The sequence below is a fragment of the Streptomyces sp. NPDC006326 genome (genome assembly GCF_040612915.1).
Taxonomy (GTDB): Bacteria; Actinomycetota; Actinomycetes; order Streptomycetales; family Streptomycetaceae; genus Streptomyces.
Genome location: NZ_JBEXRC010000065.1, coordinates 1 through 23210 on the forward strand (window position 1 = coordinate 1; position 23210 = coordinate 23210).

The following is a 23210-nucleotide window of genomic DNA, read 5'->3' on the forward strand; positions in this document are numbered from 1 at the left end:
TGAACGGGCCCGTACCGCCACCGGAGAACGCCACGGACACGGCGGCCGCCTTGGAGACGACCGACCCGTTCGCCGCGAACACCAGCGTGGGATCGACGGGGACCCACGCCGCACCGCGGCGGACCCGCACCGGGGTCCCGTAGCGCTTCACCGACCACTTTCCGGTCGGCAGCGCCCAGGTGTCCGAAGACTGTGAACGGGCTGAAACCAGCTCGAAGGGCTGTCCCGTTTCCTTCGCCTTCTTGAGGGCGAAGTCTTCAGGGCTCATCGAGCCGTCGGCAACCGGATCCGAAACCGACGCGGCAACCGCTTTCGCAGGCACCAGGACGGCCAATCCGGAGCCCATCATTCCGCCTGAGAGGACAAGCGAGAATCCGGCCAAGAATAGCCGCCTTCTCCGCACTCCCAGACGGGGTCTTCCCTCCGTCATGCAAACCCCCACACATAAAGCTGCCGTATATCCCGCGCGACTCTACCTGGCACCACGGACACTGCCGCACCTGCCCTGACCTGCACACCTACGCGCGCACTGATACACATGTCCGATTTTCGGACACAGGGTGCGCTATGCAATCTTTGAACCGAAATACAGCTTTCAGTCCGAGCGGGGCACCGCCCATAAAGTCAGAGGCCCCTGTTACTCTGCGCCGGAATATTCGATATAGCAGTTGGGGTGGGGTGTGAGACGATTTCGCATGCGAGGACTTTCGGTGGCATTGACCGCCGCTGTTCTCGCGAGCGTTCTGCCCGGCGCAGCCGTAGCGGAGGCCAAGAACGGCCCGCCGCTGCCGGAGCTGAAGCAGCCGAAGGCAGTCAAGGTGACAAAGGTCGCCACCGGGGGCACCAAGCGCCCGGATGCGGCAGCCGCCGGTTCCCGCAACAAGCAGAAACCGAAGGCCAGTTGGCCTGCACCCGGCTCAGCCGAGGTATCGCTGGCCACGGGCGGCCAGGCGGGCAAGCTGCCCGTCGCGGTCCTGCCTGCCGCAGCAGGCTCGAAGTCGGTCCTGCTGAAGAGCAGTCCCACCGTCGGCCTGACGGATCCGGGCCGGGTCCGGGTCTCGGTCGCCGAGCAGGGCGCCGCCCGCAAGGCCGGCATTGACGGGATCATGCTGACGATGGCCCGCACGGACGGCCCCGCGGGCTCGGTCCCGGCGAAGGTCGAGGTGGACTACAACTCCTTCCGCCAGGCCTATGGCGGCGACTACGCGGCCCGCCTGCACCTGGTGGAACTGCCGGCCTGCGCACTGACCACGCCCGAGCGCGCGGAGTGCCGGACGCAGAAGCCCCTGGCCACGAGGAACGACACCCGCACGGGCAAGCTGTCCGCCCAGGTCAGCACCGCGGGAACGACGGGGACCGCGACCGCGACCAAGTCGGCCCAGAGGTCGATGTCCGCGGCCGCCGCCGCGCCGAGCGCCACGGTCCTCGCGGCCACCGCAGGCGCCTCCGGCCCGACGGGTGACTACAAGGCGACGTCGCTGCAGCCCTCCGGGTCCTGGAACGCCGGCGGTTCGACCGGCGCCTTCTCCTGGTCCTACAACGTCGACGTACCGACGGTACCCGGCGGCCTCGACCCGAAGATCTCCCTGGGCTACAACTCGCAATCCGTGGACGGGAAGACCTCCGCGTCGAATACGCAGGCCTCGTGGATCGGTGACGGCTGGTCCTGGGAACCCGGCTTCATCGAGCGCAAGTACAAGTCCTGCGAGGACGACAAGACCGGTGGAACGAACACCACCAAGGTCGGCGACCAGTGCTGGTTCAACGACAACGCCACGCTGTCCCTGAACGGCAAGTCCACCGAGCTCGTCTTCGAGCAGGGCAAGGGCTGGCACCCGGCGTCCGACTCGAACGAGAAGGTGGAGAAGCTCACCGGCGCTGCCAACGGCGACAAGGGCACTGCGGGCGTCGACGGCGTGGGTGAACACTGGAAGGTCACCACGGCCGACGGCACCCAGTACTTCTTCGGTCTGAACCGCCTGCCCGGCTGGAAGGACGCGTCGACCCCGACGACGAACTCCACCTGGACCGTCCCCGTGTACGGCAACCAGGCCGGCGAGCCCTGCTACAACGCCTCCTTCGCGAGCGGCTGGTGCCAGCAGGCCTGGCGCTGGCAGCTCGACTACGTGGTCGCCCCCGGCGGTGACGCGATGGCGTACTACTGGAAGACCGAGACGAACAACTACGCCCGCAACGTCTCCACCACCACGGGCAAGGGCACGGTCACCCCGTACATCCGCGGCGGCTGGCTCGACCACATCGACTACGGCCTGCGCTCCGACACGGTGTACACCGCGAAGGCGATGGGCCAGGTCACCTTCGACGTCTCCGAGCGCTGCCTGAGCAACTGCGGCACCTTCGACGAGACGAACGCGAAGAACTGGCCGGACTCCCCGTACGACCTGTTCTGCAAGGACGGCTCTACGGAGTGCAAGAACCAGTTCTCGCCCACCTTCTGGTCCCGCATGCGCCTGACCGGGATCAACACCAAGATCCTCACCGGCGGTGCGTACAAGGACGTCGACTCCTGGGCGTTGGACCAGAGCTTCCCGCCCTCCGGTGACGGCATCTCCACGCCCCTGTGGCTGAAGTCGATCACCCGCACGGCCAAGGCCGGGGACGCCGCGGACATCACGCTCCCTCCCGTCACCTTCGCGGGTGAGCAGCGTGCCAACCGGGTCGACGCGACGGGCGACGGCCTCGCACCGTTCATCCGCCTGCGGATGTACCAGGTGACCACGGAGACCGGCGGCACCATCGGCGTCACCTACTCCCAGCCCGAGTGCACGGCGACGACCCTGCCGAAGCCGGACGAGACGAACACCACGCGCTGCTACCCGGTGAAGTGGGCCTTCGAAGGCGACACGGCCAAGCTCGACTGGTTCAACACCTACGTCGTCACGCAGATCGTCGAGGGCGACAACCTGGCCGACTCCCCGGACAAGGTGACCTCGTACGACTACCTCGGCGGAGCCGCCTGGGCCAAGAGCACGGACGAGTTCACCAAGGCCGAGAACCGGGTCCACTCCGTGGCCCGCGGCTACGAGCGGGTGCAGACCCGCACCGGCGCAGCGAGCGACCTCAAGACGCTCTCGGAGACCCGCTACTTCCGCGGTCTGGACGGCAAGGAGGTCAAGGACTCGGCCGGTATCGCGGTCATCGACCGCGAGGAGTTCTCGGGCACCGTGCGCGAGACGGCCACCTACAACGGCGACGACACCGCCAAGCTGGTGACCGCGACCTCGTCCACTCCGTGGCGCTCGACCGCGGTGGCGACCAGGAAGCGCGACGGCCTGCCGGACCTCGTGGCCTACAAGACGGGCACGGAGAAGCAGTCCACCCGTACGACGGTCTCCGGCGGTGTCCGCACCGTGGAGTCGACGAACCACTTCGACGACTACGGCATGATCGACTCCGTCTCCGAGTCCGGCGACACGGCCAAGACCGGCGACGAGAAGTGCACCACCACCTCGTATGCGCGCAACACCGGCACGTGGATCCTGACCAAGGTCAGCCGGGTGGAGACGGTCGCCGTCGCATGCGGTACGGCCGTGAACCGGCCTTCCGATGTCGTCAAGGACGTCCGTACGTACTACGACAACGGCACCCTGGGGACCGTACCCGGTCCTGGTCTCGCCACGAAGATCCAGAGCATCAACGCCAAGGGCGACGACTACGACACCGTCTCCTCCGTGCCGAGCACGTGCGGCGCCGCCAAGGACCAGCTCTGCTACGACATCTACGGACGCCAGCTGGCCTCCGCAGATCCGTACGGGCAGGTCACCACGACGGTCTACGCTCCGGCCGGGGGTGAGGTGTCGACGTCCCTGGTGGTGACCAACCCCAAGGGGCACGTCACGACCTCGGTCATCGACCCGCTGCGGGCCCAGCCCCGCCAGGTGACCGACCCCAACGGCAAGGTGACCACCACCGAGTACGACGCACTCGGGCGCCTTGCGAAGGTGTGGGCACCGAACCGCCCGGCCGCGACCTACCCGGACGCGCCGAGCCGCAGCTTCGACTACCTCATCCGGAACGACGGCCCGATTGTGGTGACGTCGAAGACGCTCACCCACGACTACAAGTACGCCGTCGGCTACTCCATCCAGGACGGCCTGCTACGCGAGCGGCAGACCCAGACCCAGTCCCCCGACCTGGCCGGTCGTCTGGTCACCGAGGAGTTCTACAACACCCTCGGCCAGGCCTGGCGCAGCTCGGGAACCTACTACGCCGACGGCGCGCCTTCGCCGCAGCTGGTGACGGGCCAGGAAACCGCCTACCCGGCGTCCTCGGACACCGAATACGACGGCGCGGGCCGCATCACGGCTGTCATAGCGAAGAAGTTCGGCACGGAGACCAAGCGCACCACGACGACCTATACGGGTGACAGCACCACGGTGGTCCCCCCGAAGGGCGGCACGGCCTCCACGACCGTGGTGGATGCCCTGGGCCGTACGGTCGAGCTGAAGCAGTACACGGACGCCGCCCGGACGGCTTCGCAGTCGACGCTGTACTCCTACGACAAGGCCGGGCGACTGACCCAGGTCACCGACCCGGTCAACGCGAAGTGGACGTACACCTACGACGTCAGCGGACAGCAGGTCGAGTCGAGCGACCCGGACAAGGGAGTCACCAAGACCGCCTACGACCTCGGCGGCCGACCCACCGACGTTACCGACGCCCGCAACATCACCCTGCACACCGACTACGACGAACTCGGCCGCCCCACCGCGACCAAGCAGGGCGCGACCGTCCTCGCGTCCACGATCTACGACACGGTGGCCAAGGGGCAACCGGCGAAATCGACGCGCTATGTGGACGGCAAGGCGTTCGAGTCGGAAGTCCTCTTCTACAACGACCTCTACCAGCCGCTCACCACCAAGGTGACCATCCCGTCCACCCCCGACACCGGGGCGCTGGCCGGCAGCTACACGTGGACCAACACCTACAACATCAACGGACAGCTGCTGACCACCAAGCAGCCGGCCATGGGCGATCTGCCCGCCGAAACCGTGGGCAGCACCTACAAGTCGGTCTCCGGTCTCCTCAACAGCATGGCGGCCGGCAGCAGTCGCCTCGTCTCGGCCATGACCTACGACCACTACGGCCGCAGTACCCGCCAGGAACTGGGTGCGCTCGGCCAGCGGCTGTACAGGTCGACCGAGTACGACGAGCACACCGGTGACGTCACCCGGGCCTACACCGACCGCGATGTCGCGCCCCAGCGCATCGAGGACACCAAGTACGGCTACAACCCGGCGGGGAGCATCACCTCCATCGCCACGGCCTACGGCCAGGACACCACCCGTACCACGGACACCCAGTGCGTCAACCTCGACGCGCTCAACCGCATCACCCAGGCCTGGACCAACAAGGGCGAGACCTGCGCCGCCACCCCGTCGACCACGGTCATCGGCGGCGAGGACCCGTACTGGACCACCTACACCTACGACGCGGTCGGCAACCGCAAGACCGAGACCAAGCACGCCACGGCCTCGGGCCCGACCGCCGACACCATCCGCACCTACACCGCGCCGACCGCCGGCAAGCACGACCTGCCGAAGGTCGCCCAGACCGGCACCGACCCGCACGACGAAACCTTCACCTACGATGCCACCGGCAACACCAAGACCCGCAAGTCCAGCGCGAGCGCCGAAACGCAGTACCTGACCTGGGACGCCGAGGGCCACCTCAAGTCCCTCGACCAGGGCACGTCGAGCAGCTCCTTCACCTATGACACGGCCGGGCAGCGCCTGCTCCGCAAGGACTCCACGGGCACCACGCTCTACCTCCCCGGCGGCAACGAACTCCGCCTGGACAAGACCGGCACGGTCAAGGGCACCCGCTACTACGGCAGCGTTGCCATGCGGGAGAACGGCAAGCTGACCTTCCTCCTAACCGACCACCACGGCACGGGAACCACCCAGATCACCGCGGACGCCACCCAGGCGATCACCCGCCGCAAGACGGGCGTCTTCGGCGAGGAACGCGGCCCCAAGCCCACCGCGTGGGCGGGCGACAAGGGCTTCGTCGGCGGCACGAAGGACGCAGACACCGGCCTCATCCACCTCGGCGCCCGCGAGTACGACCCGGTGACCGGCCGCTTCGTCTCGGTCGACCCGATCATGGACCTGACGAAGTCGCAGCAGATGCACGGCTACGTCTACTCCAGCAACAACCCGTTCTCCCTCAGTGACCCGTCGGGCCTTCAGGAGACGGACTGCCGCAACGGTTTGTGCGGCGGCCACTACAGTGCCCGCGATGACGACCTCGATGTCGACGACCCCAGGCGCCCCAAGGCCATCACGGGCAGCTACAACACGTACAACCGGTACCGTGCTCCGACTCTGTTCGAGGACGACTACGGGCTGTCGATCCGCCTGCCGAAGAAGAACCAGCAGAAGTTCATCCAGATCTACATCAAGCATTACCTGAAGGAGACGCAGGTCTACCACCTCGGCTTCTCCGAGCAGGACGACTGGATCAACAAAACGCAGGCCATGATCGACGCCTGCGACCAGATCGGCTGTGACGAGCTCGCCTGGTACGTGACGCAACACGGGCAGGCCGTATCGGCCGTCTACGGCCTGGGATTCGGCGAAAACGTCCACATCAACGGCGTATCGCCGAAGTGGAAGGCGAACAACCCGCGCAAGATCCCGGTCAGCAACGCGAGCTCCACCATGTCGATCGCCCAGGGTGGCTGCAACTGCTTCTTGGCAGGCACCGAGGTACTCATGGCCGACGGCACCACCAAGAAAATCGAGGAAGTGCGACTGGGCGACGAGGTCCTCGCCACCGACCCACGGTCAAGCGAAACAGGGAAGCGCCCGGTCACTCGGCTCATCGTTACCGAAGACGACAAGCACTTCAACAAGCTGTCCATCGCCACGGAGGCCGGACTCGAAGAACTCACAGCGACTTACGAGCACCCCTTCTGGTCGCCGTCAGAGAAGAGCTGGCTTGAAGCTGCAAACCTCGAAGCGGGGATGACCCTGCAGACGGCCGACGAGCAGACTGTTCTCGTCGTCGCCAACACGCCCTTCAGCCGGCACGCAATCACGTACAACCTGACTGTCGAAGACCTGCACACGTATTACGTGGTGGCAGGGCAGTCACCAATACTGGTTCACAACGCCTCTCAGCCTCGCACGTGCCCCAAAAACGGCGGGACTCTTTCCTCCAAACTGCCCAAGGGCATGAAGGATGAAGTGGCCGACGCGTACGACGCCGTCAAACGAGGGGAGCTGACATCACATGACGTGTACCAGGGGCACGAGCATCCGGCGTGGGCGGGTGCGAGGGAGTACGCAGTCCCTGGACTCCCCAACAATTACCGCATCCTGGTAAAGGATTATCCGAGCGGAGCACAGAAAATCGGGTGGACATCCACACACTACGAAAAGATTCAACAGTTCGAGGCGCCCCACTTCCCCGACTCGGGGTGGGTTCCCCCACGTAGCGGCAAGTAGGTAGTATCACAGGGTCCGGCCGAGCAGCGCCCAAGTCTCGGCCGGACCCGCTCTGCACCCTCGCCCGAAGCCTCCGATTGGCCGACTCCGATGATTTCCGATAATGCGAGATCTCCCCTGTATGTCATCGTTGACCAGGACTCCGAAGAGTGCCTTGCATCAGCGGAAGAGATCGTCAACTTTTTCGTCGATACCGACGAGCCCGAGTCGGGCGTCGTACGCCTGCGCGGGATGCACGACACGCACTCGGCCCGTCGACGGTCGGAGAGGGCCGAGCTGCGAGTGTGCGACTTCCGGGGGAAGACGATCGGGGCCTACTATCTCGGCCGCGTCGAGATTACCGGTTCGCATGACGAACGCTCGTTCACCGGATACACGTACGACTACCCTCAAGCCGGAGAAGTCTGGAAGAGATGGGCATCGACAGTTGCCCTTGAGCTCGGAGAGTGGAAACGGTACCCTCCTTCGTACCATCGGTCCTGGCTACACGTGACACAGGTTGCCTGGTTCACTGCTCATCAGAGCGTTTTCAGAGCGAGTCGCGAGGACAGTAGATCCGTAGACGGCGCCATGATGTTCAATAAATACAGCTTCTACTGCGCACTTGGCGAAGCACTCAACGGACCAGGTGGATATTTCGGATCCAACCTCGATGCGCTCGCCGATTGCTTGTCGTCGGTCCGGGCCTCCGCTCCAATCAGGCAGCTTCGGTGGAATAACTTTTCCGCTTCCCTGGATTCTTTGGGCAGGGATTACGTAGCTGCTGTCGTCTCGGTGTTGGAAAAGGCGGACGTCACCATTCACCGAGGATGAGCGAGTTTCGAACCGTGCGCGGCTCCCTTCGTCAAGCGTCCCAGAGGGCGCCGAAGGTGAGGAGGTCCTCGCGGTATTCGATGCGGCCCTCCCAGTCGCGGGGCCAGACGTCCGCCCCGAGGTGGGCTCCGGCGAAGGCGCCCGCCAGGCAGGCTATGGAGTCCGAGTCGCCCTTCGTGCAGGCCGCGCGGCGCAGGGCCGTGAGGGGGTCCTCCGGGAAGAGGAGGAAGCACTGGAGGGCCGTGGCCAGGGCTTCTTCGGCGATCCAGCCGTCGCCCGTCGTGAGGCAGGGGTCCGTCTCCGGGGAGGGAGACCTCAGCGCCGCCGACAGGCGGTCCAGGGCCGCCAGGCAGTCGTCCCAGCCGCGGGCGATGAAGGACTGCGGGGAGGCGTCCGAGGCCGTGCGCATCCAGAGGTCGCCCAGCCAGCGCTCGTGGTAGCGCGTGCGGTTGTCCAGGGCGTACGAGCGGAGCCGGCCGACCAGGCCGGTCACCTCGGTGCCCCGGGCCAGGAGGTGGACCGCCCGGGCCGTGAGGTCCGAGGCCGCCAGGGCCGTCGGGTGGCCGTGGGTGAGGGCCGACTGGAGCTGGGCCGCGCCGGCGCGTTCCTCCTCCGTCCAGCCGGGAACCAGGCCCACCGGGACCACCCGCATGTTCGCCCCGCAGCCCTTCGAGCCGGTCTGGGCGGCGTCCCGCCAGTCGCGTGACGGGTCGTCCAGCAGCCGGCACGCCGTGAGGCAGGTGTTGCCGGGCGCGCGGTTGTTCTCCGGAGAGTGGTACCAGGCGACGAACTCCTCCCGCACCGGGCCCGCCAGCCCCTCGGGGTCCACCCGCCCGCCGGCCGTCGCCGTGCGTATCCCGCGCGCCAGGGCCAGGGTCATCTGGGTGTCGTCCGTGACGATCGCCGGGCGCGGCAGGGCCATGGACCGCCACGGCCCGGTCTTCGCGAGGATCGACGGGACGTCGTTGAACTCCGTCGGGAAGCCCAGCGCGTCGCCGAGGGCGAGGCCGAGGAGAGCCCCCGTCGCCGCCCGCTTCTTCAAGGTCATGTCGGATTTCCTTCCGTGGGTCGCAGCAGCGGGGGGTGGAGGGCGGTCGCCGGGCCCGCCCGGTAGAGGGCGGCCGGTTTGCCGCGGCCGCCGGTCAGGCGGGCGGCTCCGGGAACGGCCTCGACGAAGCCGGGGGTCGCGAGGACCTTGCGGCGGAAGTTGGGGCGGTCCAGGGAGGTGTCCCAGACCGTCTCGTAGACCGACTGGAGCTCGCCGAGGGTGAATTCGGGCGGGCAGAAGGCCGTGGCCAGGCAGGTGTACTCCAGCTTCGCGCCGATCCGGGAGCGGGCGTCGGCCAGGATCACCGCGTGGTCGAAGGCCAGGCCGGGGGCATCGCCCACCGGCACCCAGCGGGCCCGGTCCGCGTCGCCGCCGCCGCCCGCGGCCGGTTCCGGCATGTCCGGGACCAGGGCGGTGAAGGCCACCGACACCACCCGCATCCGCGGGTCTCGGTCCGGCTCGCTGTACGTGCGCAGCTGCTCCAGGTGGAGTCCGGCGACGACCGCGGCCGGCAGGCCGGTCTCCTCGGCCAGTTCCCGGCGGGCCGCCGTCTCCGCGGACTCGCGGGGCAGCAGGAAGCCGCCGGGAAGGGCCCAGGCTCCCGCGTACGGGTCCTGGCCGCGCCGGATCAGCAGCACGTGCAGCGCCCCGCCGCGGACCGTGAAGACCGCCAGGTCGACCGTCACCGCGAAGGGCTCGAACGCGGTCCGGTCGTACCCCTTCACCGGTTCTCCGGCAGGGGGTCCGTGAAGTGCCAGCCGTGGTCGAGCAGTTCGTCCACGGCCGCGACGGCCGTCTTCAGCCGCGTCCCGCGGTCGCCGCGGATGACGAGGAAACGCCTTCCGGTCCGGTGGAGTTCCTCGCGGAAGCGCTCTGTCATCCAGGGCCTCAGGTGCGGTCCGTCGCGCAGGCCGTCGTCCTCGAACGGCACGTCCGCGTGGTCGGTCAGCAGGTAGAGGTCCCGGTGCGTCCGGGCGGCGATCCGCTCGACCTCCGCATTCCGGCCGCCCGTGTACCGCTCGTGCCAGATGCCGGTCGCGAAGGAGTCCGTGTCGCAGAACAGCACCGGCGATCCGGCCCGCGCCGCCCGCTCCTCCTCCTCGTCCTGGCGCCGTGCGATCAGCGGGAACTCCTCCGAGGTGAAGGACACGTCGGCCCACGTCGCCGCCGGGTCCGCCGCCCGAGCGGCCGCCAGCTTCTCCTCGCTGTACGTGCGCCCGTACTCGGCGACCCAGCCCGTCGCGGCCCACACCCCGCCGCGGCCCCGGTAGTGCCCGGCCAGCGCCCGCGAGAGCGTGGTCGTGCCGGTGGACTCGGCGCCGAGTACGACGACCCGCCGGGCCAGCGAGGCCCGGACGGCCGGGCCCAGGAACTCCCAGGCGCCGACCGGGTCCGCCCGTACCGCGGTCCCGGACACCGGGAAGCGGGTGCGCTCCGGGTCCACGCAGACCTCCTCGGCCCCGAACCGCCGCGCGAGCTCGGTCCCGTACGCCTCCGAGGTGAACACGGCGTCGACCCGGCCGGGCACCGCGCCGCGGAAGACCGCCATGTGGGCCTCCCAGACCGCCGGGTCGTGCAGGTCGACCGGGATGTCGTCGACCGCGCCGACCACCTCGGCCTCCGGGTGCGCCTCGCGCATCCAGGCGACCCGGTCGGCGAGCGGCACCGACTCCACGGAGGCCGCGCAGACCAGTACGGTCAGCCGCTCGCACCGCTCCTGGGCGGTGCGCACCAGGTGGTGGTGGCCGGCGTGCGGCGGGTAGAACTTGCCGAGCACCAGCCCGTGGCCGAAGCGCCTCATGCCGTCCCCTCCGCGGCAGCGGCCGTACGGGCACCGCGCGCCGGCAGCGTACGCCGCCAGCCGAGCAGGCCGGCCGCGCAGAGCGCGAGGAAGCCGGCGTACAGCCCGGAGGTGAGGTAGAGGCCCTTGTAGGCGTAGAGCGGGATGTAGACCAGGTCGGCGGCGATCCACAGCCACCAGGACTCGACGAGCTTGCGGCACTGGCCGTAGGTGGCCATGAGCGAGAGCCCGGTGGTCAGGGCGTCCCAGAAGGGGACGGTGGAGTCGGTGACCCGGCCCAGCAGGAGCGTCAGCCCGAGCACCCCCACCGCCCCCGCCGCGGCCAGCCAGGCCCATTCGGTGCGCGTGGTGCGGCGCACCGGCAGGGCTTCGGCGGTTCCTGGTCCACCCCCGTGGGTCCAGGACCACCAGCCGTACGCGGCGAGGGCGATGAAGACGAACTGCAGTCCGGCGTCCGCGTACAGGCCGGACTGCGCGAACAGCACGATGAAGAAGACGTTGTTGGCGATGCCGATCGGCCAGTTGGCGATGTGCTGCCGGGCGACCAGCCAGACGCACAGGGCTCCGGTGGCGAATCCGAGGATCTCGGTCCAGCTCATGACGCCCCCCTCCTTTAATAGTCATGCTGACTATAAACAGGGAGGAGGGGTCCGGACAAGACGGAAGCCCGCACCGCCGTTGCGGCGGTACGGGCTTCCGGAAGGGGCGGGGCGTGCGGCTACAGGCCGACCTCGCGCATGAGCATGCCGACCTCGGTGTTGGTCAGGCGGCGCAGCCAGCCCGACTTCTGGTCGCCCAGCTCGATAGGGCCGAAGGAGGTCCGCACGAGCTTCTCGACCGGGAAGCCGGCCTCCGCCAGCATGCGGCGGACGATGTGCTTGCGGCCCTCGTGGAGGGTCACCTCGACCAGGTAGTTCTTGCCGACCTGGTCGATCACCCGGAAGTGGTCGGCGCGCGCGTAGCCGTCCTCCAGCTCGATGCCGTCCTTGAGGCGCTTGCCGATCTCGCGCGGGAGCGGGCCGGTGATCGCCGCGACGTACGTCTTCTTCACGCCGTACTTCGGGTGCGTGAGGCGGTGGGCCAGCTCGCCGTGGTTGGTGAGCAGGATGATGCCCTCGGTCTCCGTGTCGAGCCGGCCGACGTGGAAGAGGCGGGTCTCGCGGTTGGTGACGTAGTCGCCGAGGCACTGGCGGCCGTCCGGGTCCTCCATGGTGGAGACGACGCCCGCGGGCTTGTTCAGCGCGAAGAACAGGTACGACTGGGTGGCGACGGTCAGGCCGTCCACCTTGATCTCGTCCTTCGGCAGGACGCGCTTGCCCTGCTCCAGCACGATCTCGCCGTTGACCTCGACGCGCGCCTGCTCGATGAGCTCCTCGCACGCGCGGCGCGAACCCATGCCGGCGCGGGCGAGCACCTTCTGCAGGCGCTCGCCTTCCTGCTCGGCGCCGGGGAAGGTCTTCGGCGTCTTGATCACGGGCTTGTCCGCGTACCGCTCGCGCACCCGCTCCTCGATCCGCGCGTCCAGCTCGCGGGGGCGCGACTGGCCGCTGCGGCTGCCGGGGCCGCGGCGCGGGCCGCCGGCCCCGCCGACGCCGGGGGTACGGGAGGTCTTGGGGCCGCCCTTGGCGCCACCGCGCGCAGCCGCGCCGCGGGCACCGCCCGAACCGCCCCGGCCGCCGTCGGAGGCACCGCGGGCACCGCCGCCGCCCGCCTTGGGGCCGCTGCGGCCCGACCGCTCGCCCTCGGGGCCCACGTCGTAGCGCCGCTCCTCCGGGCGGGGGTTGCGCGGGCGCTGGGGCGCCTGGTCGCGGTCACGGTCGCGGGAGCCGCCCGCGCCCGAACCGCCGCCGCGATAGCCACCGCCGCCGCCGGAGCTTCCGCCGCGGTAGCCACCGCCGCCGGAGCCGGCGCCGCGGGAGCTTCCGCGTCCGCCACCACCGCCGCCGCTGTTCCTGTTGCCGCCGCCGTTGCCGTTACCGCTGCTTCGCATCAAAGTTCCGTCGTCTTGTCGTCTTCAAGGTAGTCCGGGGCGTACGGTGCGTCCGGATCGAACGACGGAACACCCTCTTGCGTCTCGGCTTCGATCGCGTCCGCCTCGGGGAGGAAGGGCGCGAGCTCCGGGAGCTCGTCCAGGCCGCGCAGGCCCATCCGCTCCAGAAAGTAGTTCGTCGTCCTGTACAGGATCGCACCTGTTTCGGGTTCCGTGCCCGCCTCGGCCACCAGACCCCGCTGGAGGAGCGTGCGCATGACCCCGTCGCAGTTCACTCCGCGCACCGCGGAGACCCGCGAGCGGCTCACGGGCTGGCGGTACGCGACCACCGCCAGGGTCTCCAGTGCGGCCTGCGTGAGCCGGGCCTGCTGACCGTCCAGGACGAAGGCCTCCACGGCGGCGGAGTACTCCGCGCGCGTGTAGAAGCGCCAGCCCCCGGCGACGAGCCGCAGCTCGAAGCCGCGGCCCTGGACGGTGTACTCGTCGGCGAGCTCGCGCAGGGCGTCCGCGACCTCGCGGGGGGTGCGGTCGAGCACCTTGGCGAGGTGCGCCTCGGTCGCGGGCTCGTCCACGACCATGAGGACGGCCTCCAGGGCGGGCTTCAGTGCGACCGCCCGCACGGACCCGGCATCCGCCCCGGCGCCTGTGTGGGTCTGCTCGCTCATTCCTCGGCCTCCACGATCTGGTCGAACTCGTCGGTCACGGTCGGCATGCCGTCGCCCTCCCCGCCGCTCCAGCGGACGGTGAGCGTCTGCAGCGCGTCCTCCTGGTCGAGGACCACCGCCTTCTCCCGGTAGAGCTCCAGGAGGGCCAGGAAGCGCGCCACCACCGTGAGGGTGTCTGCGGCGTCCTCGGTGAGCTCCTGGAAGGTCACCGAGCCGCGCGCCTTGAGCAGGGTGACCACCAGGGCGGCCTGCTCGCGCACGCTGACCAGCGGGGCGTGGATGTGGTCCACGTAGACCTGCGGCGCGGCCTTGGGCTGCATGGCCTGGACGGCCAGCCGGGCGAAGCCCTCGGCGCCGATGCTGATGACGACCTCGGGGAGCAGCTCGGCGTGGTGGGGCTCCAGGCCCACCGTGCGCGGGTAGCGCTTGCCCTCGCGCTGGGCGCGGTCCTCGAAGATCTCGGCGATCCGCTTGTACGCCCGGTACTGGAGCAGCCGCGCGAACAGCAGGTCACGGGCCTCCAGGAGGGCGAGGTCGGCCTCGTCCTCGACCTCGGCGACGGGCAGCAGCCGGGCGGCCTTCAGGTCGAGGAGGGTGGCGGCGACGACGAGGAACTCGGTGGTCTGGTCGAGGTCCCAGTCGGGGCCCATGCCCCGGATGTACGCCATGAACTCGTCGGTCACCCGGGAGAGGGCCACCTCGGTGACGTCCAGCTTGTGCCGGGAGATCAGCTGGAGCAGGAGGTCGAAGGGCCCTTCGAAGTTGGCCAGCCGCAGGGTGAACCGCCCGTCACCGGGCCCGGCGGCCGCGGGCTCCCCCTCGGGGGCCGCGGGCGGCGCCGGCGCCTCCGGGGCCTCGGGGGTCGCCGTGGCGTGCGCGGGCTGTGGGGCCTCCGGGGCGGTTGCGGCCTCCGGGGCGCCCGGCGGGGCGGCCTGCGCCGCCGGGGGCTGCTCCAGGGGCTCCTGTACGGCCGCTACGGGCTCCTCCCGGTCCGCTACGGGCTGCTCCCAGTCCGCTACGGGCTCCTCCCGGTCCGGCCCGGCTCCGGGCGGGGCGGGAACACCGGGGCCGCGCCCCAGGCTCCGGCGGGCGGGGCGGCCGGGTTCGGCGGGAAGGGGCATGGAAGTCCAGGGTGGTACGGAGGAGGTTGCGGTCGGGCCACCTCCAAGGCTGCCACGCCCGGGACCCCCCGCACCGCACGGACCGCCGGTGCACCCCCGCGAACCGCAACCCGGCCCTGCCGGGGCCGGCGGCCGGGGGCAGGGGCCCCGGGGCCGGTCAGCGTCCGCGGAGGCGGCGGACCAGGATGCTCGCGTCCCCGCGGGATTCGAGGTCCGCCAGGACCACCGCCACCGCCTCGCGGACGATGCGCCCGCGGTCGACGGCCAGCCCGTGCTCCCCGCGCAGCACCAGCCGCGCGTGCTCCAGGTCCATGAGCTCCTCGGCGGAGACGTAGACCGTGATCTTCTCGTCGTGCCGTTCCCGCCCGCTGGGGCGGCGGTTGGCCCCGCGCCCCTGGCTCTTCGGCGTGGCAGAACCTTCCTGCGCCCGCCGCTGCGGCCCCACCGCGGGCCCCGCCGTGCCCTCCGCCGGCGCCGTGGCGTGTTCCGGCGGGGCCGGGGTCAGGGAATCCTCGGCACCCCGCCGCGGCGAGGAGGCCTGGAGCGCCGTCCCCCCGGTCGTACGGAACAGTTCGTCGGCTCCGGGCAGACTCACTCGGCGTGACACCGGGCGAGCACCTCCCTGGCCAGCTGGCGATAGGCGGCGGCCCCGACGGAGTTGGAGGCGTACGTGGTGATGGGCTCGCCCGCGACCGTGGTCTCCGGGAAGCGCACCGTGCGGCCGATCACCGTGTGGTAGACGTGGTCGTCGAAGGCCTCGACGACGCGCGCCAGCACCTCGCGGCTGTGCACCGTGCGGGAGTCGTACATCGTGGCGAGGATGCCGTCGAGCTCCAGCTCCGGGTTGAGCCGCTCCTGCACCTTCTCGATGGTCTCGGTCAGCAGCGCCACGCCGCGCAGTGCGAAGAACTCGCACTCCAGCGGGACGATGACCTTGTGAGCCGCCGTCAGGGCGTTCACGGTCAGCAGGCCGAGCGAGGGCTGACAGTCGATCACGATGTAGTCGTAGTCGTTCATCAGCGGCTTCAGCGCCCGCTGCAGCGTCGACTCGCGCGCGACCTCGCTGACCAACTGCACTTCGGCAGCGGACAGGTCGATGTTGCTCGGCAGCAGGTCCATGTTGGGGACCGCCGTCTTCAGCAGCACCTCGTCGGCCGACATGCCCCGCTCCATGAGCAGGTTGTAGACCGTCAGGTCGAGTTCCATCGGGTTCACGCCGAGGCCCACGGACAGGGCGCCCTGCGGGTCGAAGTCGACGAGCAGCACCCGGCGCCCGTACTCGGCGAGTGCGGCGCCCAGGTTGATGGTCGACGTGGTCTTGCCCACGCCGCCCTTCTGGTTGCACATCGCGATGATCTTCGCCGGACCGTGGTCGGTCAGCGGACCCGGGATCGGGAAGTACGGCAGCGGCCGTCCGGTCGGGCCGATCCGCTCGCGGCGCTGGCGGGCAGCGTCGGGAGCGAGGGTGGCCGCGTACTCGGGGTCGGGCTCGTATTCCGCGTCGGGGTCGTAGAAGTGCCCCTCGGGCACCTGGTCGTAGTCGGCGAAACCAGTGGGCGTGTCGCCGCTCAGGTCGCCGGCCCTGGAGTTCACGTCTAGGCCGTCCATGCTCTTTTGGGGCGTCGTCATGTGCTGGTGGTTTGCGAAGGTGCGGACTGCGACGGAGCCGACAGCTTCGAGCCCGGCGGGTCCTTGGCCCCGGTCTGGCGTCCCTGCTCGACCACCCCCAGGAGCAAATGTCGACTCATTCACAAGTCGTCTTACCTCCTCGGATGTGACCAGGACACTTATCGATAGGTCAGCGTGGCACCATGCCGACGGTTGGCGACTCTATGGCGTGTCACCACTCAGCGGCAACACAATCCGCCGGACCGGCAACGATGTGTCGGCAACCGAACACCTCTCTGTCAAGGGCGTCCGGCCTGTCACTGTGAAGTTTCGCGGGTGCGCGAAAGGGCTAAAGGGTTACGTTCGAGGCGAGTTGAGGCGCGTGTGTCCGTATCCCGCAAACGCGTCCGGCCGGACCTTGCGGGCAAGGTCCGGCCGGATACGTGAGATTGACGTCAGTCGTTGACGCTTCAGCCGAGCAGCGTGCTCAGCTCAAGGGTCTCCAGGCCGTGGGCCTCGGCGACCGGACCGTAAACGACCTGGCCGTCATGGGTGTTGAGACCCAGCGCCAGCGCGGGGTCACGGCGCAGCGCCTCGGCCCAGCCGAGGTTCGCGAGCTGCACGATGTAGGGCAGGGTCGCGTTCGTCAGCGCGTAGGTGGAGGTGTTCGGCACCGCGCCCGGCATGTTGGCGACGCAGTAGAAGACCGAGTTGTGCACCGTGAAGGTCGGCTCGGCGTGGGTGGTCGGACGGGAGTCCTCGAAGCAGCCGCCCTGGTCGATCGCAATGTCGACAAGGACACTTCCGGGCTTCATCTTGGCGACGAGCTCGTTGGTGACCAGCTTCGGGGCCTTCGCACCCGGGATCAGCACCGCGCCGATGACGAGGTCGGCCTCGACGACGGCCTTCTCCAGCTCGTAGGCGTTGGAGACGATCGTCTTGATCTTCGTGCCGAAGATCTTGTCGGCCTCGCGGAGCTTGTTGATGTCCTTGTCGAGCAGGGTCACGTGGAAGCCCATGCCGATGGCGATCTGCGCGGCGTTCCAGCCGGAGACGCCGCCGCCGATGACCACGCACTCGCCGGCGTGGGTGCCGGGGACGCCGCCGGGGAGCACGCCGCGGCCGCCGGCCGAGCGCATCAGGTGGTAGGCGCCGACCTGCGGGGCCAGGCGGCCCGCGACCTCGGACATCGGGGCGAGCAGCGGAAGCGCGCGGTTGGCGAGCTCGACCGTCTCGTACGCGATGGCGGTGGTGCCGGACTCGAGCAGGGCGTCCGTGCACTCGCGGGAGGCCGCCAGGTGCAGGTAGGTGAAGAGGGTCTGGTCCTTGCGGAGGCGGTGGTACTCCTCCGCGATCGGCTCCTTGACCTTCAGCAGCAGGTCAGCGGTGGCCCAGACCTCGTCGGCGGTGCCGAGGATCTCGGCGCCGGCGGCGACGTACTCGGCGTCCGTGATCGAGGAGCCGACACCGGCGTTCTGCTCGATGAAGACCTGGTGGCCGTTGCGGACCAGCTCATGCACGCCGGCGGGCGTGATGGCGACCCGGAACTCGTTGTTCTTGACCTCGCGGGGGATGCCGACCTTCATCGTCGATCACGGTCCTTGGCTCAGGGGATGTTACGGGGCACTTTCATACATACCCGTCCACAAGAGCGCGCAACGGGATGCACCACGAGATGACGTGGTGAAGCCAGTCTAATGAAGGATGAGTCGCTGTCTAGCCTTGCAAACGAATAATCTCAGTCGGAAGTACTGCGGATTTCGCAGGCTGCGGGGTCGTCTCCCAGCAATCTGTCGGCCGCGGACCGGTGCAGTCTCGCGGCCGCCGGGTCGCCCAGCCGGTCGAGCGTGTCGGCGAGCCGCACCTGCAGAGCGGCCTGGAGCCGCAGGTCCCCGGCCTTGCGCGCCAGCTCGACGGCCTCCCGGCAGGTGTGCAGCGATTCCTCGGGCCGGCCCGCGTACTCCTGGATGCGCGCCATCTCGCTCAACGCCTTTGCCTGGCCCGGCACATCGGCCAGCTTCCGGTAGCCCGCGGCGGCGGCCCGCCAGTTGCGCAGCGCGTCCCCGTACCGGCCGGCGTACGTGTGCACATTGCCGAGCCGTCCGTACAGCCGCGCCTCGTCCGCCCGCTCCCCGCGGGAGAGGGCCTGGGCCAGTGCCCGGCCGAACCAGTCGGAGGCCCGGTGCCAGTCCTCCAGCTCCTGGTACGCACCGCCTACGGATTCCATCGCGCGGCCGGTCGCGTACGGGTCGTTCGCCGCCCTTCCCGCGTCGAGCGCGGCCCGGTAGCGCTCCAGCGCCTCCTCGGTCCGCCCGGTCGCGGCGTCCAGGTCGGCCAGGTTCAGCAGGGCCGCGGCCTTCTCCCGGTGCAGGTCGCGGCGCTCGGCCACGTCGAGGACCAGGCGGTGCAGCCCGTACAGCTCCGGGGCGGCCTCCGCGGTGCCGCGGTGCTCGGCCAGCGCCCGGACGAGGGCCGCGACCAGGCGGCGGGCGAGGGTGTCCAGCCCGCCGTCGGCCACGGCCACGGAGGCGGCCGCGGACAGCGCGGGCAGCCGGGTCTCCAGCCAGGTCGCGGCGGCCCGCCGGTCGGGGAAGCGCAGCGCGCGCGGGAAACCCTCCAGCTTCTCGCGTACGTCCTCCTCCTCCGCTGCGGCCATGACCCGGCAGGAGTGCAGCAGGCGTACGGTGCGCTCCAGCATCCGGGCCCGGGCCAGCTGCACCTCGCCGGCCCGCTCCCTGGTCTCCAGCAGGGCCTTCAGCAGCGGCGCGAGGCAGCCGGGCAGCAGGAAGAGGCCGTCGGACGCGTGCCGTACGAGGCCCAGCCCCGCGAAGTCCTCCAGGGTGGACTGGGCGGCGGCCACGGAGCAGCCGGCGAGCGCGGAGGCGGTGTGCGAGTCGAGGATGCCGGCGGGGGCCAGGGGCAGCAGGCGCAGGGTCCGCTGGGCGGGCTGCGGCAGGGACTCGTAGACGAGCCGGAAGGCGCGGCCGAGGGGGCCGCCGGGGCCGGGCGGCATCTCGTGCAGCTGCTTGGCCACGTCGACGACGGAGGCCTTGGGGTGCGCCGACAGCCACCCGCCGACCAGGGCGAGTGCGGCGGGCTGGCCGCCGCACTCCTCGACGAGGGAATCGGCGGCGTAGGGGTCCGTGGTGATCCGGGTGTCCCCGATGCGCTGGGCGAGCATCTTGACGGCGGAGGGCGTCTCCAGGCCCCCGAGGGTGCAGGGGCGGACGTCCGGGATCCCGGTCAGGGGGCCTTCGGCGGTGACGACGACGAGGCATTCGGGGGTGTCCGGGAGCAGCGCGTCGACCTGGAAGGGATCGGCGGCGTCGTCGAGGAGGAGGATGGCCCGCCGGTCGGCGAGGGCCGCGCGCAGGTGGGAGCTGAGCTCGTCCTCGGCGGCGCCCGGCGGGGTGGCCTGGCCGAGGCCCTCCAGCAGGATCCGCACGGCGCGCTCGGTCGGCACGGGCTGCCCGCCGGGGGAGGTCAGGCGGACCCGGTGGACCCCGTCGGGGTAGTCCTCGGCGACCTCGCGGACGAAGGCCTCGGCGAGGGCGGTGCGGCCGGAGCCGGGGCGGCCGGCGACGAGGAGCACCCGCGCGCGCGGGGACTTGGCCTTGCGGCCGGAGAGAGTGTCGAGCCCGGTCCGCGCGATGTCCTCGCGCAGCTCCTTGAGCTCACGCCGCCGCCCGACGAAATCCGCCACGGATCCGCTCCTCTCCCTGCCTTCGGGTTGCGAGCGTAGTTCACGCAGAGCGACGACCCGTGGGGAGCGCGGCGGGTACGTCGCCCGATCGGATCAGCCGATGTTCACACCACGGGCCCCGCCGCCGGCCCGGCCGCCCGGACCGGCCGCGCCCCTGCGCAGGGGCCGGTGCCGCCCGTACGGGCGGCGCCGGCTCCCCGCGTACGGGAGGACCCGCTCCCTCTCGTACGGGGACCCGCTACGCCTCGTACGGGCGGGCCGGCCACGGGGCCGAGGACGGGCGCAGCTCCTCCAGGCCCGATCCGGAGGCGAGCGCCGCGGACAGGGCCAGGACGCCGGTGACCAGCCCCGGGTTGCCCAGCTCACCGGAGAGGACCCCGCGGACCAGGTCCGGCAGCGGGATCCTGGCCAGCTCCATGTCCGCCTCCTCTTCCGAGGCGGCGTAGCGCTCCCCCTCCGCCGCGGACAGACCCCGGGCGAGGAAGATCCGGATCGCCTCGTCCGAGCCGCCCGGGGACGCGAAGAAGTCGGCCAGCACCCGCCAGTCCTCCGCCTTGACGTGCGCCTCCTCGTACAGCTCGCGCTGCGCCGCGTGCAGCGGGTTCTCCCCCGGCACGTCGAGCAGCCCCGCCGGGAGCTCCCAGAGCTTGTGCCGCACCGGGTGGCGGTACTGGCGCAGCACCAGCACCCGGCCTTCCTCGTCCAGCGCCAGCACGCACACCGATCCGGGGTGCGCCTGGTAGTCGCGGGTGACCTCGGACCCGTCGGGCATCCGCACCCGGTCCGACCGGACCGCCGTCTTCGCGCCCTGGAACGGGGTCTGCGAGGCGATGACCTCCCACGACTCGGCGTTGTCTGCGATGCGCATGGTCATGACCGGTACCCTTCCGAAAAACGCGACGGCCGGGGCAAGATCCTTGCCCCGGCCGTCTACGTTATGCGGTTGCGCCGTTGTGCGGTTACGCCGTCACTTGGCGGCCTGCTGGCGCTCCACCGCCGCCTTGACCAGGCCCGCGAACAGCGGGTGCGGCCGCGTCGGGCGTGAGCGCAGCTCCGGGTGGGCCTGGGTGGCGACCAGGTAGGGGTGGACCTCGCGCGGGTACTCGACGTACTCGACGAGCTTGTTGTCCGGGGAGGTGCCGGAGAAGACGATGCCCGCCTTCTTCTCCAGCTCGCCGCGGTAGGCGTTGTTCACCTCGTAGCGGTGGCGGTGGCGCTCGTCCACGTACGCCTGGTCCCCGTACACCTCGCGCACGATCGAGCCCTCGGCGAGCTTCGCCGGGTACATGCCGAGGCGCATGGTGCCGCCCAGGTCGCCCGCGCCTTCGACGAAGGCCAGCTGCTCCTCCATGGTGGAGATGACCGGGTGCGGGGTGGAGGCGTCGAACTCGGTGGAGTTGGCGTCCTCGATGCCCGCGAGGTTGCGCGCGGCCTCGATGACCACGCACTGCAGGCCCAGGCACAGGCCGAGCAGCGGGATCTTGTTCTCGCGGGCGAAGGTGATCGCGCCGACCTTGCCGTTGACGCCGCGGTCGCCGAAGCCGCCGGGGACGCAGATCGCGTCCACGTCGCCGAGCTGGGCCGCCGCGCCCGCCGGGGTCTTGCAGTCGTCGGACGTGACCCACTTGACCTGGACGCGGGCCTTGTTGGCGAAACCGCCGGCGCGCAGGGCCTCGGTCACCGACAGGTAGGCGTCGGGCAGGTCGATGTACTTGCCGACGAGGGCGACCTTGACCTCGTGGTCGGGGTTGTGCACGCGGTCGAGCAGGTCCTCCCAGACCGTCCAGTCCACGTCGCGGAACGGCAGGTCGAGCTTGCGCACGACGTAGGCGTCGAGGCCCTCGGTGTGCAGGACCTTCGGGATGTCGTAGATCGACTTGGCGTCGATGGCCGCGACCACGGCCGCCTCGTCCACGTCGCACATCAGCGAGATCTTGCGCTTGATGGAGGTGGGGACGTCGCGGTCGGCGCGCAGCACGATGGCGTCGGGCTGGATGCCGATGTTGCGCAGGGCCGCGACCGAGTGCTGGGTCGGCTTGGTCTTCAGCTCGCCGGAGGGGCCGATGTAGGGCAGCAGCGAGATGTGCACGACGAAGACGTTGTCGCGGCCGACCTCGTGGCGGACCTGGCGGACGGTCTCCAGGAACGGCAGCGACTCGATGTCGCCGACGGTGCCGCCGACCTCGGTGATGACGACGTCGACGTCCTCGGTCGCCATGCGGCGGATGCGGTGCTTGATCTCGTTGGTGATGTGCGGGATGACCTGCACGGTGTCGCCGAGGTACTCGCCGCGCCGCTCCTTGGCGATGACCGTCGAGTAGACCTGGCCGGTGGTGACGTTGGCCGAGCCGTCGAGGTCCACGTCGAGGAAGCGCTCGTAGTGGCCGATGTCCAGGTCGGTCTCGGCGCCGTCGTTGGTGACGAACACCTCGCCGTGCTGGAACGGGTTCATGGTGCCCGGGTCGACGTTCAGGTACGGGTCGAGCTTCTGCATCGTGACCCGCAGGCCGCGCGCCTTGAGCAGCGCACCCAGGCTGGAGGCCGTCAGGCCCTTGCCGAGGGAGGAAGCGACACCCCCGGTGACGAAGATGTGCTTGGTCGTCATGGATTTGGGCGGCATCGCCAAGAGGGGGCTCCCGTGGTCGCGAAGTGAGGTGCGTCCGGCGCCGGCCACCGTCGAACCGGAGGCTCTCAGGGGGCGCCGAAGCTGCGGTTTCGGGGCTCCTGATTCGCACAGGCAGACCACCGGTCCACGGGGTACCAGCCTATCAGCGCCCGGGGCGGTCCGCCTCCGGCAACGCGGTGCGACGGCGCCGCGACGGCCTGCCACCGGCCCTCCGGCCAGCACTCGCGCCGGCATTGCCACCGGTCACCCGTTTGGCCCAGACTCGCTGTCCTGGGCCTCAAGGAGATCACTAGGGTGCCGTCATATCCTGCTCGGATATTGCTTCACATCGCCGCCGAGCAGACCGGCAGTCGTCGTAACCCG

Annotated in this window: 15 protein-coding genes and 1 pseudogene; 2 read left to right on the plus strand and 14 right to left on the minus strand. The window is 70.0% G+C overall.

The features are described from left to right. A pseudogene (locus ABZ128_RS32610) lies at positions 1–382 on the minus strand (hypothetical protein); the annotation flags it as partial. 328 nt (positions 383–710) lie between these two features. Between ABZ128_RS32610 and ABZ128_RS32615 the strand changes: the two are divergent. Continuing rightward, positions 711–7472: a polymorphic toxin-type HINT domain-containing protein gene (locus ABZ128_RS32615; RefSeq protein ID WP_356853154.1), complete on the plus strand. Its 6762-nt coding sequence runs from the start codon at positions 711–713 to the stop codon at positions 7470–7472. 90 nt (positions 7473–7562) lie between these two features. Beyond that, complete coding sequence (locus ABZ128_RS32620) at positions 7563–8285, plus strand: barstar family protein (protein WP_356853156.1); 723 nt, start codon at positions 7563–7565, stop codon at positions 8283–8285. Between the two features lie 31 nt (positions 8286–8316). Here the strand turns inward: ABZ128_RS32620 and ABZ128_RS32625 are convergent, their stop codons facing one another. From ABZ128_RS32625 to ABZ128_RS32685, 13 genes are all read right to left on the minus strand, one after another. Then, positions 8317–9333, minus strand: coding sequence for an ADP-ribosylglycohydrolase family protein (locus ABZ128_RS32625; RefSeq protein ID WP_356853157.1), 1017 nt, complete (start codon positions 9331–9333; stop codon positions 8317–8319). Then, positions 9330–10058 carry an NUDIX domain-containing protein gene (locus ABZ128_RS32630; protein WP_356853159.1) on the minus strand — a complete coding sequence of 243 codons (729 nt, stop codon included), beginning with the start codon at positions 10056–10058 and terminating at the stop codon, positions 9330–9332. The genes ABZ128_RS32625 and ABZ128_RS32630 overlap by 4 nt, the downstream gene beginning before the upstream one ends. After that, entirely contained in the window at positions 10055–11134 is a 1080-nt protein-coding gene (locus ABZ128_RS32635; protein ID WP_356853161.1) for an AAA family ATPase, read from the minus strand. Before ABZ128_RS32635 ends, ABZ128_RS32630 begins: the two co-directional genes overlap by 4 nt. Further along, on the minus strand, positions 11131–11733 hold the full coding sequence (pnuC, locus tag ABZ128_RS32640; RefSeq protein WP_356853163.1) for a nicotinamide riboside transporter PnuC: 603 nt from the start codon (positions 11731–11733) through the stop codon (positions 11131–11133). Before pnuC ends, ABZ128_RS32635 begins: the two co-directional genes overlap by 4 nt. 119 nt (positions 11734–11852) lie before the next feature. Next, positions 11853–13124 carry a pseudouridine synthase gene (locus ABZ128_RS32645; RefSeq protein ID WP_356853165.1) on the minus strand — a complete coding sequence of 424 codons (1272 nt, stop codon included), beginning with the start codon at positions 13122–13124 and terminating at the stop codon, positions 11853–11855. Further along, positions 13124–13789 (minus strand): SMC-Scp complex subunit ScpB, encoded by a 666-nt coding sequence (gene scpB, locus ABZ128_RS32650; protein ID WP_356853167.1) that lies wholly within the window; start codon positions 13787–13789, stop codon positions 13124–13126. The genes ABZ128_RS32645 and scpB overlap by 1 nt, the downstream gene beginning before the upstream one ends. After that, entirely contained in the window at positions 13786–14910 is a 1125-nt protein-coding gene (locus tag ABZ128_RS32655; RefSeq protein ID WP_356853169.1) for a segregation/condensation protein A, read from the minus strand. Before ABZ128_RS32655 ends, scpB begins: the two co-directional genes overlap by 4 nt. A 157-nt stretch (positions 14911–15067) precedes the next feature. After that, positions 15068–15517 carry a hypothetical protein gene (locus ABZ128_RS32660; RefSeq protein ID WP_356853171.1) on the minus strand — a complete coding sequence of 150 codons (450 nt, stop codon included), beginning with the start codon at positions 15515–15517 and terminating at the stop codon, positions 15068–15070. Continuing rightward, positions 15502–16539, minus strand: a complete 1038-nt coding sequence (locus ABZ128_RS32665; protein WP_356853173.1) for a ParA family protein — start codon at positions 16537–16539, stop codon at positions 15502–15504. Before ABZ128_RS32665 ends, ABZ128_RS32660 begins: the two co-directional genes overlap by 16 nt. Before the next feature lie 449 nt (positions 16540–16988). Next, complete coding sequence (gene ald, locus ABZ128_RS32670) at positions 16989–18104, minus strand: alanine dehydrogenase (protein WP_356853175.1); 1116 nt, start codon at positions 18102–18104, stop codon at positions 16989–16991. 152 nt (positions 18105–18256) lie between these two features. Next, positions 18257–20221 carry a tetratricopeptide repeat protein gene (locus tag ABZ128_RS32675; RefSeq protein WP_356853177.1) on the minus strand — a complete coding sequence of 655 codons (1965 nt, stop codon included), beginning with the start codon at positions 20219–20221 and terminating at the stop codon, positions 18257–18259. 238 nt (positions 20222–20459) lie between these two features. Beyond that, positions 20460–21089 carry an NUDIX hydrolase gene (locus ABZ128_RS32680; protein WP_356853188.1) on the minus strand — a complete coding sequence of 210 codons (630 nt, stop codon included), beginning with the start codon at positions 21087–21089 and terminating at the stop codon, positions 20460–20462. A 99-nt stretch (positions 21090–21188) separates the two neighbouring features. Next, the gene (locus ABZ128_RS32685) at positions 21189–22841 is read right to left on the minus strand and encodes a CTP synthase (RefSeq protein ID WP_356853179.1); all 1653 of its coding nucleotides are present in this window, start codon (positions 22839–22841) and stop codon (positions 21189–21191) included. Positions 22842–23210: the final 369 nt, after the last annotated feature.